Source organism: Deltaproteobacteria bacterium (genome assembly GCA_016930875.1).
GTDB lineage: Bacteria > Desulfobacterota > Desulfobacteria > Desulfobacterales.
Window position 1 is genome coordinate 1 of the sequence record JAFGFW010000032.1, and the last position, 15,642, is coordinate 15,642.

General features: G+C 51.7%; 11 protein-coding genes. 6 read left to right on the forward strand and 5 right to left on the reverse strand.

Going from position 1 to position 15,642, the window contains the following annotated elements; genetic code table 11:
* The first annotated feature begins 297 nt into the window (after positions 1-297).
* The 6 genes from JW883_03235 (at position 298) to JW883_03260 (ending at position 7,653) form a co-directional block, all read left to right on the forward strand.
* Positions 298-1,662, forward strand: a complete 1,365-nt coding sequence (locus JW883_03235) for a UDP-N-acetylmuramate--L-alanine ligase (GenBank protein MBN1841281.1) — start codon at positions 298-300, stop codon at positions 1,660-1,662.
* A 92-nt stretch (positions 1,663-1,754) separates the two neighbouring features.
* Positions 1,755-2,705, forward strand: coding sequence for a UDP-N-acetylmuramate dehydrogenase (gene murB / locus JW883_03240; GenBank protein ID MBN1841282.1), 951 nt, complete (start codon positions 1,755-1,757; stop codon positions 2,703-2,705).
* Entirely contained in the window at positions 2,671-3,528 is an 858-nt protein-coding gene (locus JW883_03245; protein ID MBN1841283.1) for an FtsQ-type POTRA domain-containing protein, read from the forward strand. The genes murB and JW883_03245 overlap by 35 nt, the downstream gene beginning before the upstream one ends.
* A complete protein-coding gene (gene ftsA / locus JW883_03250; protein MBN1841284.1) occupies positions 3,507-4,757 on the forward strand; it encodes a cell division protein FtsA in 1,251 nt (416 codons plus the stop codon). Before JW883_03245 ends, ftsA begins: the two co-directional genes overlap by 22 nt.
* A gap of 26 nt (positions 4,758-4,783) precedes the next feature.
* A complete protein-coding gene (gene ftsZ, locus JW883_03255; protein ID MBN1841285.1) occupies positions 4,784-5,953 on the forward strand; it encodes a cell division protein FtsZ in 1,170 nt (389 codons plus the stop codon).
* A complete protein-coding gene (locus JW883_03260) occupies positions 5,950-7,653 on the forward strand; it encodes a radical SAM protein (GenBank protein MBN1841286.1) in 1,704 nt (567 codons plus the stop codon). The genes ftsZ and JW883_03260 overlap by 4 nt, the downstream gene beginning before the upstream one ends.
* Before the next feature lie 3 nt (positions 7,654-7,656).
* Here JW883_03260 and JW883_03265 read toward each other — a convergent pair whose 3' ends face one another.
* The 5 genes from JW883_03265 to JW883_03285 all read right to left on the reverse strand — a co-directional run bounded on the left by JW883_03265 (position 7,657) and on the right by JW883_03285 (position 15,634).
* The gene (locus JW883_03265) at positions 7,657-9,588 is read right to left on the reverse strand and encodes a response regulator (protein ID MBN1841287.1); all 1,932 of its coding nucleotides are present in this window, start codon (positions 9,586-9,588) and stop codon (positions 7,657-7,659) included.
* A complete protein-coding gene (locus tag JW883_03270) occupies positions 9,578-10,528 on the reverse strand; it encodes a diguanylate cyclase (protein ID MBN1841288.1) in 951 nt (316 codons plus the stop codon). The genes JW883_03265 and JW883_03270 overlap by 11 nt, the downstream gene beginning before the upstream one ends.
* Positions 10,529-10,595: 67 nt before the next feature.
* Positions 10,596-13,055: a response regulator gene (locus JW883_03275; protein ID MBN1841289.1), complete on the reverse strand. Its 2,460-nt coding sequence runs from the start codon at positions 13,053-13,055 to the stop codon at positions 10,596-10,598.
* An 89-nt stretch (positions 13,056-13,144) separates the two neighbouring features.
* Positions 13,145-14,677 (reverse strand): nickel-dependent hydrogenase large subunit, encoded by a 1,533-nt coding sequence (locus tag JW883_03280; protein ID MBN1841290.1) that lies wholly within the window; start codon positions 14,675-14,677, stop codon positions 13,145-13,147.
* Positions 14,678-14,695: 18 nt separating this feature from the next.
* Positions 14,696-15,634 (reverse strand): NADH:ubiquinone oxidoreductase, encoded by a 939-nt coding sequence (locus JW883_03285; protein ID MBN1841291.1) that lies wholly within the window; start codon positions 15,632-15,634, stop codon positions 14,696-14,698.
* Positions 15,635-15,642: the final 8 nt, after the last annotated feature.

Consider the following 15,642-nt stretch of genomic DNA (forward strand, 5'->3'; position numbering starts at 1 on the left):
AATGTATTTTTTGTCATTCCGGCCCGTCGAGAGCCTCAGGGTCGAACGACGAAAGCCGGAATCCAGTCCGCCGGAGGCGGATCAGGTCGTTGGAACTAATATGGACTCCGGTTTTCACGACTCGACTGAGCTCGTCGAAGTCCGGAGTGACGACTTTTTACGAAGCCGTCAATTTTAGGCATTCATGAGTTTGGGAAGCGGCCGGCCGTCTTCCCCGTTAAGATAACGGGATCTCCGACAAGGGGGCAGACTTAAGCCACCTTCTCTGGGCGTACATATTTACTTTAGGCACTTCATATGTACCAGAAAACTTATCATATACATTTTGTGGGGATCGGCGGGATTGGCATGAGCGGTATGGCGGAGCTTCTTTTGAATCTGAACTATGCAGTGAGCGGTTCTGATCTGAAGTCAACAGATATTACCATGCGTCTGGAACAACTTGGCGGGACTGTATTCAAGGGTCACCGGCCGGAGCACATTGAAGGAGCGGACGTGGTGGTGGTTTCTTCTGCTGTGGGGCCGGAGAATTCTGAATGTGTTGCCGCCAGAAAGGCGATGGTGCCCGTTATCCCCAGGGGAGAGATGCTGGCAGAATTGATGCGGCTCAAATACGGCATCGCTGTGGCCGGAGCCCACGGCAAGACGACAACGACCTGGATTATCGCTTTTGTCCTTGAAAGAGGCGGCCTTGATCCCACGATGGTCATTGGCGGCAAACTCAAGAGCCTTGGAAGCAATGCTCGTTTGGGTCAGGGGGAATTCCTCGTAGCTGAAGCAGACGAAAGCGATGGATCTTTTCTCAGACTGTCGCCCACTATTGCGGTGGTTACCAACATTGATGCCGAACACCTGGACTTTTACGACAATCTGGAAAGAGTCAAAGAGGTCTTTCTGGATTTCATCAACAAGGTTCCCTTCTATGGAATGGCTGTGCTGTGTCTTGACAACGATGGGATTCAAGAGCTGATTCCCAAGCTTGAGAAACGGTTTGTCACGTACGGCCTGACGTCTCAGGCAGATTATCAGGCTAGAGATATAACGTTTGATGGATTAAAGAGCCGATACCGTATGTTTCATGACGGAAAAGCCTTAGGCCTAATAGAGCTGAATCTTCCGGGCCTGCACAATGTATACAACTCCATGGCAAGCATAGCGGTTGGCTTGGAACTCGGGATTTCTTTTGAAATAAGCAAGGCTGCGCTTAATGAGATCGAGGGGGTCCAGCGCAGGCTGGAGGTTAAAGGTTCTACTCAGGGCATCACGGTTGTAGACGACTATGGACATCATCCCACAGAGATAAAGGTGACCCTTGAGGCGGTCCGTCAGTCCTGGCCGGATCACAGGCTTCTGGTAGTATTTCAACCCCATCGGTACTCGCGCACTCAGGCGCTTTTTGATGATTTCACGCGGTCCTTTTACCAGGCAGATAAGTTGGTGGTGCTTCCGATCTATCCTGCCGGCGAGGCTCCCATGGAAGGAATAGATGGCGAAGCCCTTTACGAGGGAATTCGTCTCCATGGCCATAAGGATGTCGTCTTTAAGGACGGTCTGGATGGGGCCCTATCTTATTTGAAAGGCGCTGTCGGCCGAGGGGATATCTTATTGACCTTGGGTGCGGGGGACGTATGGAAAGTGGGAGAGAGATTTCTTGAGCAGTAAGGTTTGGCCCGTTAGCCAGTTGATCCGGTTTTGCCGGTTGTTCGGCAATTGTTGAGTCGTTCGGAACCATCTAACTCATCAACTAATCAACCATGAACAAATCAGATAAAAAGTGGTTCACGGCTCATTTTGGCAGTCAGGTTCTGTTTGACGAACCCATGTCCCGTCATACGACCTTTGGGATCGGAGGGCCTGCTGATGCCATGATTACTGTGAAGACCGATCAAGAGATAACGGCCCTCATAACGTGGGCTAGTGACAGGGGACATGCGTTCATGATTCTTGGCGCCGGAAGCAACCTGTTGGTCCGTGACGGAGGGATTCGAGGTCTTGTGCTCAAGCTTGCCAACGGGTTTAAGAGCATTGAGCAGTCTCCTCAGGCGAGTCCCAACGGGGGCGCCGATGTGAAGGCCGGGGCAGGTGTTTTGGTTTGGCAACTGGGTCGCTACGCCCTTGAGCATGGGCTGGCAGGCCTTAATTTTGCGCTGGGAATTCCTGGAACAGTGGGTGGGGCGTTGCGGATGAACGCAGGGGCCTGGGGGGCATGCATGGCGGATATCACAAACTCCATTTCTCTGCTTAACCCCAATGGCGTTATTGTCACTATAGGCAAGGAGCAACTTCTGTTTTCGTACAGGGGGCTGGAATTGGAAGAAGGCAGTATTATCTTGCGAGGAGAGTTTCAGCTCAGGCGGGCAGATCGGAAGGCCCTTCGAAGGGATGCCCTCCAGATACAGAAGAAGCGGAAGTCCATCCAACCATTGTCCCTGCCAAGCGCTGGGTCCATATTTCGGAATCCGCCCGGGGAAGTGTCCGCTGGAGAGCTGATTGACAAGGCCGGGCTGAAGGGGCTTTGCAAAGGGGGGGCGGAAGTTTCAACAAAACATGCGAATTTTATTGTGAATAAAGGACATGCCAAGGCTTCTGATGTCCTTGCGCTAATGGGGCAGATAAGGGAAACCGTGTTTGATCAGTTTGGAGTTCGCCTGGAGCCGGAGGTAATCATCGTTGGCCAGAAAACGGGTTCGCAAGAACTACTATAAGAACAGCCGGGCAAAAAGAACAGAGCGGATCATAGGGCGTTGTGTTCTGTCCGTGAAGATATTGCTTCTGATGACTGGCATGGGCGGGACAAGCTTGCTCTTTATACTGGCCCACGATGTCCTTACGCAAAGCTCTTACTTCGAAGCTCGGACGATTACCGTGGAGGGGAACAACAGGCTTTCGACAGAGGCGATTCTGAAACAAGGCAAGATTAAACCTCATGATAACATATTAGAGGTGAACCTGAGGGTTCTTCGCGACAGGCTCTTGGCCAATTCCTGGATTGCATCAGTAGACGTGGAGCGACAACTGCCGGATACTATTCACATTCGAGTTAGGGAACGAGTGCCCATTGCCATAGTGGAGCTAAACCGACCTTATTATCTGAGCGAGACTGGCGAGATATTCAAGCATGTTGCACCTTCATCTCAAACAATGGCGCCTGTCGTTACCGGACTTTCACTCTCAGATATTGATCCGAGTGACCCGGGACGCTTTCCCGTATTTAGGGCAGTTATGGAAGTGCTTCATTTGAGCAGGCTTCACGGGAGTATTCTGCCACCCCATTGCCTTCAAAGAATCCATGCTGACCCGGAGATGGGACTGACTCTTTTTGGATTTGAGAACAACATGGCCATCAAGTTCGGTTTTGGGGGCTACGAGTCAAAATTCAATCGACTGCGAGATATGATAACATATCTGAGGCGTGGGGAGCAGTTGTTGAATGTAGGGTACATGGATCTGAATGATTTAGACCGCGTCGTGATTAGACCCTCAAGAGGGGTATCTCTCCTCGGGGTATGCTATCGAAAGGAGACGTGAAAGTGGGGGAAAAAGAAGACCTCATCGTTGGCCTGGACATAGGCACGACAAAGATATGTGCCGTGGTTGGTGAAGTAACTCCTGAAGGGATAGACATCGTGGGGATCGGAACCCATGCATCCGTTGGCCTTCGCAAAGGTGTGGTTGTCAATATCGAATCGACTGTTGATTCCATCCAGAGAGCCATAGAAGAGGCAGAGTTGATGGCCGGCTGTGAGATCAGCTCGGTTTATGCAGGCATTGCCGGGGGCCATATAAAGGGTTTCAACAGCTACGGGATCGTTGCAGTCAAGGGGAACGAGGTCGCTCAAAGGGACATTGATCGCGTAATTGACGCAGCGCGGGCAGTGGCTATTCCCCTGGACCGTGAAGTCATTCACGTGCTTCCCCAGGAGTTTATTGTTGACGAGCAGGATGGAATCCATGACCCCCGTGGTATGTCCGCGGTTCGGCTGGAGGCCAGAATTCACATTGTAACTGGTGCGGTTACTTCGGCCCACAATTTGATCAAGTGTGCCAATCGGGCTGGGCTTGATGTATCCGATATTGTTCTCCAGTCCCTTGCATCGAGTGAAGCTGTGCTGAACAAGGAAGAAAAGGACCTCGGAGGGGCCTTGATTGACTTCGGGGGAGGCACCACGGATCTGGCGATTTTTAGGGGGAAGAGTATCAAACACACGTCGGTGCTGGCCCTGGGCGGAAACAACTTGACCAATGACATATCGGTGGGCCTGAGGACCCCGATGGCAGAGGCTGAAAAGATCAAGATCAAGTATGGCACCTGTCTTCCAAACAGCATAGGCAAAGATGAGACTATTGAGATTGCCGGTGTGGGCGAACGGAAGCCGAGGACCCTGTCCAGACAGATCCTGGCTGAAATCTTAGAACCCAGAGTGGAAGAGATCTTCAGCCTTATCAACAGAGACGTCTATCGGGCCGGGATGGAGGATGTGGTCGCTTCAGGAATTGTGCTTACGGGTGGATCTTCTCTGTTGGAAGGCGTTGTGGAGATAGCAGAATCGGTTTTCAGCCTTCCCGCACGGATCGGAAGACCCATGGGGATAAGAGGCTTGGTGGATGTAGTGAACAATCCCATGTACGCCACAGCCGTTGGGCTGGTCGTATACGGAGCAAGAACCCAGCCCAGAAAAAAGTTCAGGATTCGAGACAGGAATATCTTTAATCGTGTCATGGCTCGGATGAAGAAGTGGTTCAAGGAGATAATCTAAAGGGACAGAAAACAGGAGGTGGGACAATGGTATTCAATTTTGTTGAGAGCGAAAAAACGGCCAAGATTAGGGTGATTGGTGTGGGCGGGGCAGGAGGCAATGCAGTCAACAACATGATTTCATCAAAGCTTCAGGGGGTGAAATTCATCTCAGCCAACACAGATGCCCAGTCCCTTGAAGTCTCAAGGGCAGCGGTGAAGATCCAGATTGGGGAGAAACTGACTGAGGGCCTCGGAGCCGGAGCAGATCCTGAAATCGGCAGGCAGGCAGCTATGGAAAGTGTTGATGCTATCCGCAATGCAGTGGGAAACAGCCACATGGTTTTCATAACTGCCGGCTTGGGCGGGGGCACTGGCACGGGCGCCGCACCCATAGTCGCAGAGGTGAGCAAGGAGTCTGGCTCCCTGACTGTGGCAGTGGTGACAATGCCTTTCAGTTTTGAGGGCAAAAAACGCATGAAGCAGGCCGAAGAGGGTATGAAGGCCCTCAAGAAAGTGGTGGACACAGTTATCACCATTCCCAATGACAGACTTCGGGGTTTAGCATCCAGGAACGCTACCATGATTGAGATGTTCAGGAAGGCCGATGACGTGCTCCTGCACTCGGTAAAAGGGATTACAGACCTCATCATGATGCCCGGCCTTGTAAACCTTGACTTTGCTGATGTGAGGACCACGATGTCCAAAGCAGGGATGGCCCTTATGGGAACAGGGATAGCCAGCGGCGACGACCGCGCAGTTGAGGCAGCCGAAAGAGCCATATCCCACCCGCTTCTGGAGGATGTTTCCATTAGCGGCGCACGGGGCGTATTGATGAACATCACCTGCGGGCCGGATTTGACCATGGCTGAAATGGCGGATGCCTCGGACCGTATCTACAACGAGGCCGGCGATGATGCAGAAATTATCTGGGGCGCAGTGCTGGATGAAAACATAGGGGATGAGCTCCGGGTTACAGTCATTGCCACCGGCATCGAGTCTGAAGAAGAACGCAAGAAGACCAGATTTTCAGGAAAGGTGCGCGACATCACAGAGGCAGACCTTGCACGAGCCGCAAATCTTGACGAACCGACCTTCATCCGAAAGGAAAAAGCAGTGGGCGAAGGAGGTGGAGCCCACTACAGAGGATACCGTGGGATAGTCCTGGATCATGACGACCTGGAAATTCCTACCTTCATGAGAAAAAAAGCAGATTGAGAAGAACCCGTACAGAGTTCCTCTCGGCAGAGACTGGAACCATCAGGAAAGGCTGGCGGGGCAAGGTCTCTGTTGCGCTAATCTATCCCAATCGTTACGAAGTCGGGATGTCAAACCTCGGTTTCCAGGCAGTATACCGCCTCATGAACGATTTGGAGGATGTTGTATGTGAAAGGGCATTCCCTTCTGAAAGAGAAGGGACAGGAAACGGACGACTCCGGTCCCTGGAGTCCAATAGGGCGTTGGCGGACTTTGACATCATCGCCTTTTCCATCTCCTTTGAAAACGATTACCTGAACCTCCTCGCCGTCCTGGCAGAAGCTGGCCTCCCTCTGTTGTCATCAGAGCGAACCCCCCCCCATCCTCTGATCATTGCTGGGGGAGTGACCAGCTTGCTTAATCCTGAACCTATAGCGCCCTTTGTAGATTGCTTCCTGATCGGGGAGGCAGAATCGATCCTGCCGAGCTTTTTTGATATCTTCAGAAAACACTCACAGAAAGAGGCCTTCCTGGAAGCTTTGACCGTGCATGTTCCGGGAACTTATGCCCCAGCTTCATATCATGTTACCTACGAGACCGATGGCACAATTGCACAGTTCCTGCCAAAAGGCGACCTTCCGGTTAAGGTCAGGCGGGTACTTGTCGAGGATCTTTCTCTTTATGACACTTACACCACAGTTCTTACCCCGCACACGACCTTTGACAATACTTGGCTCGTAGAGGTTGCGCGCGGGTGCCCCCACGGATGCCGGTTTTGCGCGGCCGGATATGTGTATCGACCCCCACGGTTCAGAACAGCGGCACAGTTGGGAGGCTCCTTGGACGAGGCGGCGCTCCACGCTGGAAGGGTCGGTCTTCTGGCTGCGGCTTTAACGGATATTCCCTGCCTTGAAGAGCTCTGCCTCAAGGCTATTGCCCACGGTCTCAAGGTTTCTTTCAGTTCCTTGAGAGCGGATCTTCTGAGTCCGGAATTATTGGAGATTGTTAAGCGGACCGGTGCAAAGACAGTCACTATTGCCCCGGATGCGGGCTCAGAACGGATGCGCCGTGTGATTAACAAGGGAATTTCTGAACAGGATGTATTCAAGGCCGTTGAGATGCTTGTTAGGGCTGGCATACCCAACGTTAAGCTCTATTTCATGGTGGGGCTTCCTGGTGAGACTATGGCCGATGTGGAAGCCATCGTGGCTCTATGCAACAAGATCAAACACCGGTTCTTGAAGGCCAGCCAGCCAACGGCAAGGCTTGGCCGCATCATCGTAAGCCTGAGCTGTTTTGTTCCAAAACCTTTTACACCCTTTCAGTGGGTTCCGCTGGAAGGCGTAAAGGATCTCAAAGCCAAAATCAAGCATGTAAAAGACGGCTTGAGGCGGGTCCCCAACATTCGGGTTCATTCAGATCTGCCGAGGTGGGCCTACATACAGGCATTGCTTTCGCGGGGGGATCGGCGCACTGCAGAATTACTGGTGGCAGCCCACAAAAACAACGGCAACTGGGCGAAGACTCTTAAAGATTCTATCACTAATCCGGATTTTTTTGTTTACAGAGAGCGGTCCTTTGACGAAATCCTTCCCTGGGATTTTATCGACCATGGTATCTCAAAGGCCTTTCTTATTGAGGAATATCAAAAGGCCCTCCGAGCAGAAACATCCCCTCCGTGCCATGTAGGCCAGTGCAAGGCCTGTGGCGTCTGTGCGTAATCCTTACTTTTGAAGAAGACTCCTGATGTTTTGGGAAAGTTCCACCGTACGAAAAGGTTTTTGTATGAATCCGTCACAGCCCCGCCCCAATATCTCGCTGGCCTGGCCTTCTACGCTGTATCCACTCGAAAGGAGAACTTTGATACCAGGGTTGATTTGCTTCATCCTGTCGTAGACGTCGCCGCCATTCATCTCCGGCATGACCATGTCGAGAATGAGCAGGTCTATTTCATCCTTCTTTTCGCTGTAAATTTTTACGGCTTCTTTCCCGTCTCTGGCTGTCAAGACGCCATAACCCATGGATTCCAACAGTTGCTGTCCTACTTCCAGGATCATGCGTTCATCGTCAACCAGAAGGATCGTTTCGTGTCCTTTGGAGACCTCTTTATTGGGCTTAGGAATATCGGCCATGACTGCTTTGTCGGATGCCGGCAGATAAATCTTGAATGTCGTGCCAGCACCGATTTTGGAGTCCACATGGATATATCCGCCATGGCTCTTGACAATCCCATAGGCGGAAGCCAGCCCCAGGCCTGTGCCACGGCCCATCTCCTTGGTCGTAAAAAAGGGCTCGAAGATGCGCTCCATCGTCTTTTCATCCATCCCCGTGCCTGTGTCAGCAACCGTTAACAAGACATAGCAACCAGGTTTTGGCTCATAGAGCTTGCCTTCAATTTCCTTCAGGGTAGTATTTTGCGTGCTCAAGACAAGATGACCGCCGCCAGACATGGCGCCTGCCGCGTTCACATAGAGATTCAACAAGACTTGCTCGACTTGTCCCTCATCGACTTCTGTTGCGTGCAAGTCATCGGCCAGGTTTTTGTGAATGCAGATTTCCTTTTTGGTTCTGCCAAAAGTCTCGGCCGTCTCTTCCACTAACCGGTTCAAGTTGACGGTCCTGACCTCATATCTGCCCTTTCTGGCATAACCAAGAAGCTGGCCGGTCAGTTTGGCGCCGCTTTCGACGTGTTTTTCAATGCTACTGATTCTGTCATAATGGGGATGGCCGGGATCTATGTTGAGGAGGAGCAAAGAGACAGTTCCCTGTATGGCCATGAGGAGGTTGTTAAAATCATGGGCAATGCCACCTGCAAGGGTTCCGATGGCTTCCATTTTTTGTGCGTGCAGGAGCTGGGATTCCAAATGCTTTTGCGTGGTGATATCATTGAACACTACAATGGCGGTGCCTTCCTCGTCCCTGACAGGTGAAACGCTCAGTATTATTTCCTTTCCGTTCAGTTGAATGGTCGGATTTTCCCGAGTTTCTTGTGAGAGGATGTCCGATGCCCTTAGGAAGCTATTGACCTTCTCACGGACCGCCTGTGAAAAGAGGTCAGGGAAGTATGAACCTAGAAGCCTTTCCTCTGGAACCTCCAAGAGGCAGAGAGCGCTCGGATTGGCATAAACAACCCTTGAATCACGATTCAGTTCGAGAATTCCTTCTGACATACTCATCATGGTCACTTCCAGGTGTTTCTTGACCGAAAGCAGTTCCTTTGTGATTTCCCGAAAATGGACATCTTCAAGGCCAATGATTGTTTCAGGCGTGACTTCTGATCCTCCCAACTCAGCCTGATCCAAGGCAGCAAGAATATGTTTTGCCATTTCCGGAAACGGTCCTTTGGCGATACAGGCATGGGCGCCGAATTCAACGGAGTTCATGGTCTGTTCAGCGACAGCGGCGGAAAGAATAATGAGACGAACATCGCTTAGTTTGGGCATGCCGCGGATAATTTGGCATAATTTGTCTCCGCTGATATTTGGCATGACCAGATCGATAAAGGCCACGTCAGGAATGTAGTCTTCCAGAACCTCCAGAGCGGAAAGGCCGTCTTGTGCCGTTTTCACCTGGCAACCTTTTTTTTCGAGAAGTTGTGTCATGAACTTCAATATGACCGGGTGGTTGTCCACCACTAACACCTTCCTATTTCTCATCTCTTTCCTTCCCCCGCACCCTGTTTCTTCCCTCTTTTTTTGCTTTGTACAGGAAGTTATCCGCCTCTCTTATCAAGGCTTCTGAGGAGCTTTCCTTGTCAATGGATGGATCAAAGGACGCCACGCCAAGACTCGCCGTGATGGCGATATCCTGGCCATCTATGCGAGTTGTCCTTTGGGCAAAACATTTTCTCAATCTTTCGGCAACAACCAAGGCCTCCTCAGAATCTGTCTCGGAAAGGACAATGAGGAATTCTTCGCCGCCATACCTTGACATCCAATCAATTTTATGGCGGATTGTATTCTTGATGCAACGCACAACACTCCTTAAGACTGAATCGCCTGCCAGATGTCCAAAAGAATCGTTGATGCTTTTGAAGTGATCGATATCGCACATAATCAGGGACAGAGGATGCCCGTACCTTTTAGCCCTGGCCACTTCCTCAGGAAGACGGGTTGTCATGTAGCTGCGGTTGAAAGCTCCTGTAAGGGAATCTGTAATGGAAAGCACTCTGATATCTTCGTTGGCCTTTTTCAGGGACCTCTCAAGGTCCAGAATCCGTTTGCCGGTGTTTAGCCGTGCCATGAGTTCAGCGGGATGAAAGGGCTTGGTCAGATAATCGTCCGCTCCTGCATCCAAGGCGGCGATGATGTCGTCCCTGGAATCCCTGGCCGTCAGAAACACTATGTATACGTATCCTTGGCAAAAATGATTTCTGATAGCGCGACATAGTCCAAGGCCATCCATTTCCGGCATCATCCAGTCGGTCAAAACCATCGGAAAAAACGTTTTACGAAAGACATCCAAGGCCTCTTGTCCGTTTTGGGCGGTTACCACTTCGTGGCCGGCCTTCCTAAGGCTTTTTTCCAAGAGGCTCCGCGAGACTGGGTTGTCTTCGGCTATCAATATAGCGAAGTGATTTTCTGATTGTCCGGTCATGTTGGCATACGTTCCAGTGAGTTGAGTCCGTCCTTTGGCCTTCGTCCTCGTTGGTCCGGTTTCGGAATTAGCCTGTTCCATTGCCAAGCGAACCAGTCTGATTTTCCTTAAGCTCTTTGGCAATTATGGCGAGTTTCTGTCTTATTGAGCTGGCATCTCCCAGAGTTCCTTCCAGAACACGTTGTCGGGCATTCATCTCGATTCTTTTGGCGAGTCTATGCATATCTTCGAAACCAAGGCTGCCAGCTGCGCCTTTTATGGAGTGGGCTGCCTCAACTAGCTCCTCTGTGGCTCCAGCGGAAAGAGCTGACTCCAATTTGGCCAAATCAGAGGTCGTTGCCTCCAGAAAAATTTCGGCCAGTTCAAGAAATTCCTTTTCCTCCAAATCGAGATGTCTTGCCAATTCACTCAAGTTCACGACGGACTCCTTTGGAAACACCCATTTGCTTACAATTTCAAAGACTTTCTCTCTCTTGATCGGTTTTGATATGTAATCGTCCATGCCGGCTTCAAGGCATTGTTTGCGGTGCTCGTTCATAGCATGAGCGGTCATAGCAACGATCGGAACCCTAACAATTGACGATTGTGGTTGCGGTTCACCCGTTCCAAGTTCTGAGTTTAGACTTTCAAGTCTCCTGATCTCTTTTGTTGCTTGCAACCCGTCCATTTCCGGCATCTGGAGGTCCATGAATATCAAGTCGAATCGACCGGCTTCCGTGGTGTACATTTCAACGGCTTCTCGCCCGTTGTTGGCGAGTTCCACTTGGTATCCTGCCTTAGTCAACATTATCTCTGCCAAGTTCTGGTTGACCGGGTTGTCATCAACCAGCAGAATACGAACCGAATGCTTGGCGTCTTCAAGCATGGAATGTCGCGTTACAATGGCATCGCGTTGCTCCCCTGCCACGCCGTCTTGATCTTTCTTAAGAAGGGTTTCCATCATGTCCAGGATTTTCTGCCGTTGAACAGGCTTGGGTAAGAATCCGTCAAAGCCGGTTTCCAGGTATCTCTTTGCATCACGTTCTATTGAGGCAGAAATGGCAAGCAAGGGGATATGGGAAACCTGTGACTTGAGATCTCGAATTTGTCTTCCTATGTCATAGCCGCTTGTTGTTGGCATTTGAATGCTTATTACGCAAAGGTCAAAAGGATCGCCGGAAACCGAAGCGCCCTTCACGGTTGGCACGGCCTCTTCGCCCCTTGAGAGTCTAACAACGCGCATGCCGACGGATTCTGCAATGTGCGCTAAGATATCCAGGTTGCTTCTGTTGTCGTCAACCATGAGGACCTTCTTGCCGGCCAGCGATACGCGAGAGAGGCTTTTGGGCCTCTTGCTTTTGGCTCTTCCCAACCAGGCCGTAAAGTGAAAGGTGCTCCCGGGACCAGATTTGGACTGACTATCGCGTGTCGCCGATTGACGATTACTCTGGATTTTGGAATTGTCTTTGAGTCGGCCGTCAGCAGAGCTCACCACCCAGATCTCTCCGTCCATAAGCCTTGCGAGTCGGCTGCAGATGGATAAGCCAAGACCTGTTCCACCATATGTCCTCGTCATTGAACCGTCGCTCTGGGTGAAAACTTCAAAGATCGTTTCCAACTTGTCCTGCGGGATGCCTATGCCCGTGTCCCTGACACTCATGTGGAGTTTTATCCGGTCCTCCTGTTTTTCTTCAACGTCGAGGCGAAGCTCAATCTCCCCTTGCTCGGAGAACTTGGCGGCGTTTCCCACCAGGTTTAACATGACCTGTCGAAGCCGATGCGGGTCTCCGGTGACGTAGGCAGGAACTTCGTCGCCAATGCGGCAGAGTAGCTCAACAGGCTTGTCTGCAAGCTTCGGGCGAATCAATTGGCAGACGTCGAAAGCAGTCACTTCCGGGTCGAAGTCGATAGATTCAAGTTCCAATTGGCCTGCCTCTATCTTGGAGAAGTCTAGTGTATCGTTGATCAAAACGAGCAGGGAATCACTGCTATGTTTTATGATTCTTGCGTACTCAGCCTGTTCTTCATTCAGACCAGAATCGAGCAAGATATCAGTAAAACCGACGACCGCGTTCATGGGAGTACGAATCTCGTGGCTCATGTTGGCCAGAAATTCGCTCTTGGCCGTGCTTGCCATTTTTGCTTGCTCGGCCATCTCTTTGGCTCTTCCTATGGCTTCATGGAGTTGCTTGTTTGTGGTTTCCAGTTCCTGCCTGGCCGCTTCGACGGCTTTGTGCGCTTGGGCCATGTCTTCCATCATATTGATGGCTGATATTTGCATTCCCTCAAGCCGTTCTCTTTCCGTGGCAAGCTCCTGTTCGCGCTCCACAGCCTCCCCGAGTTTTTCGGCTAATCTTTCCCTCAACTCCTTTTCAGCCAATGCCTTTTCTTCGAGCCGCCTGAGGACCTCCTCGGTTTTCGCAAATTGTTGCACAACAAGCTCAGCCGTGATGTCCGATGCCCGCCGTGCGACCCGAACCTCATCCCTCAACAGGGCGTTTTCTTCCAGGATTTCGGTCGTTGATTCCTTTGCTACGTTTGTATTCATCTGTTCTGCTTAGGGTTCCTAACTTGATGGTCCGGCAATTTGCCTTTTCTAAGCGGCAAAGTCGCGCTGCATAAAATCGCGAAGCGATTTTATAATTTGTAACGCGCCATGTTACGCCCTCCCCTGATGGTGTGGACAGTGCAGACGAGACAGGCATCGAATGATCTCACCACATGTCCCAGCTCAACGGGATTGGATAGATCCTTGATTTTCGTGCCGACGAGGGCTTCTTCCCAGGGGCCTCTTATTTCATCGGAGTCACGAGGTGATGCATGCCAGGCCGTTGGAGTAATAATCTGATAGTGCTCGATTCGTCCGTTAGCTATCATCACCCAATGTCCGAGCGCTCCGCGAGTTGCCTGGGTCAGCCCGAAACCGTGGCCATCGGTGATCATGCCCGGGGATGCATAGAAATTCTCGACGCCTGCCAGTTCCGATAGCCAGACTTCCATGACCGGTATCGTTTCGGCAGGCCTGACAAGACGGGCAAGCTCCCGGGCAAAGACACTTGGACCGTCCCTGCCCACCAAATCTGCAAAGAGCGGATGCTCGGCGATAATCATTTCGGCCAGCGGACCTGTTTCGGCCGGAAAACCATCGTAGCGTGGCGCTTTGGCCCAGGAGTATTTCTTGCTTTCCTGTCCGCTGGCATAAGGGCGTGTTTCTCCCTCAAAAGGATGCTTGCCGCCATCATAATCCTCAAACCACGAATGGGCCACGTGTTCAGTTACCCTCTCCTGCTCAAAGGGGGTTACCTCGGCGCCCCTGGCGAATCCCGCGGGAACAAGACAACCGCCTTCTCTTGGACAGCATATTTCCGTGTCCTTTGGCACAGGAAGTGCTCCATAGCTAATGAAATTGCCATGTCCTTGTCCGATCTTGTCAAGACCGATTTTCCGGGCAAAGCGGAGGTAGAAACCGAGGTCACCCTCTCGGTGCGAGTCCTTCTCTTCAAGCCACATATCCAGATCTGGACAGCTCTTGACTTCCAACCAACGTTCCAGACTACAGCCGAGGACTTGCTTCTCGTACCAATTTCGATAACGTCTGAGGAAGTGCCAGCATTGCAGAAGGTCGCCAGTGCTCGGCATGGACGTGATGCCTCCCGGAACCATGTACGAAGAGTGCGGCCATTGTCCCCCGAGAATTGCGATGATCTCAATGACTTTTTTTGTCTCCTTTATGACCTCAATGACTGTCTCTCCTTTGAATGGCTCATATCGGCGCATGGCCTCGCGAAAGAGAGAGCATTCCTTGTATGCCGGATTAGCAAAGTCCGCAGCAAACATCAGAAGACCGTGACGTACGTCGCTTTGAAGGGTTTCAGTCATGAGGGCCAGATTCCGGACCTTCACAGCGCCTGGAGGAGCCTCGGCGCTTGAGATCATATCAAGAGCCAGGGCAGCGGCCGTCAGGTGGGCTGTGCCGCAAATGCCGCAGACACGGGGCGTAATTACCAGTCCGTCCAGAGAGCCTCGCCCGACAAGAATGTTTTCGAATCCGCGAAACATGGTCCCTGAACTCCATGCATCTGAGACGACTCCACCGTCAATTTCCACGCGAATCTCCAGGTCGCCCTCAACGCGGTTCAACGGAACATTCATGCTTATTTTTTTTGACATCTTTTGTCCCCCAGTTCCCTATATCTTTGTTTTTCTTTCTTTCAACCTCTTAGGAGCTGCGGCTGCGGCCATACCCTTGTAAGCCAGATAGTGGGCCCGGTCCACACCGTCCGGCAGTTGCAGGGGAATCCCCTCGATGTTTTGTGTTTCATAAAACGGATAGGATTGAGGAAAGTCGGGCCTGGTGCATCCGAAGCAAGGCACTCCGACTCGCGTCTTGGAGCTGCGTTGGTTCCAGAGTATCTTGTTGCATGGGCCGTAAGCCAGAGGGCCGTGGCAACCCATGTGAAAGAAGAGGCACCCTACTTCCCCGAAATCGTGCTCTTCCACCCGGTATTCGTGATACTCGTTGCGAGTGCAACCTTGGTGGACAAGCATACCGTACCACTCCAACGGCGCGTCGAATTGACTGAGGGGGATGGGATAACCAGAGATGAGCGCGGTCAAAATCCCGGCCACAACGTCACAATGGCATGGGCACCCGGGCAGGTTTATCACCTGGAGCCCGCCTTGTGTCGTAAAGGACTCTCCAAGAAATCCACCTTTGTCCCACTTGTGGTACTGGACACCAGTGGCTTCTACGTCTCCGTCCGCACCGATGCCTCCGAAGCTTGCACACGTGCCTACGGCAACAACAAACCTGGCCCGCTTCGCAAGCCCGGCAACAAGGTCTTTCTTGGGTTTGCCTCTAATCGTGTCGTACATGCCTGTGCCACCGGGTCCACGGATAATGGCGCCCTCTATACAGAGGATGTCTAACTGTTGGTGGCCTGAAAGCATCCTTTCGGTGAGTTTCTCGTGTTCAGACGGACTGCCGTTTGAGAGCGACGGATGCCAGAGTACCTCAATGTCGAGGAGCCCGAGAAGCTCAATAAGGTCCGGCGACTCCAGACCGAGTAGTGACATGCTGTCTCCTCCGCATCCTCCGCATTGCAACCAGTAAAGCGTTGTGGACATGTTTTCCC

Excerpts from the sequence above, each read along its gene's own strand:
- JW883_03235 (MBN1841281.1), top strand. The coding sequence starts at position 298 with ATGTACCAGAAAACTTATCATATACATTTTGTGGGGATCGGCGGGATT.
- murB (MBN1841282.1), top strand. The coding sequence starts at position 1,755 with ATGAACAAATCAGATAAAAAGTGGTTCACGGCTCATTTTGGCAGTCAG.
- ftsA (MBN1841284.1), top strand. The coding sequence starts at position 3,507 with ATGCTATCGAAAGGAGACGTGAAAGTGGGGGAAAAAGAAGACCTCATC.
- ftsZ (MBN1841285.1), top strand. The coding sequence starts at position 4,784 with ATGGTATTCAATTTTGTTGAGAGCGAAAAAACGGCCAAGATTAGGGTG.
- JW883_03265 (MBN1841287.1), bottom strand. The coding sequence starts at position 9,588 with ATGAGAAATAGGAAGGTGTTAGTGGTGGACAACCACCCGGTCATATTG.
- JW883_03270 (MBN1841288.1), bottom strand. The coding sequence starts at position 10,528 with ATGACCGGACAATCAGAAAATCACTTCGCTATATTGATAGCCGAAGAC.
- JW883_03275 (MBN1841289.1), bottom strand. The coding sequence starts at position 13,055 with ATGAATACAAACGTAGCAAAGGAATCAACGACCGAAATCCTGGAAGAA.
- JW883_03280 (MBN1841290.1), bottom strand. The coding sequence starts at position 14,677 with ATGTCAAAAAAAATAAGCATGAATGTTCCGTTGAACCGCGTTGAGGGC.
- JW883_03285 (MBN1841291.1), bottom strand. The coding sequence starts at position 15,634 with ATGTCCACAACGCTTTACTGGTTGCAATGCGGAGGATGCGGAGGAGAC.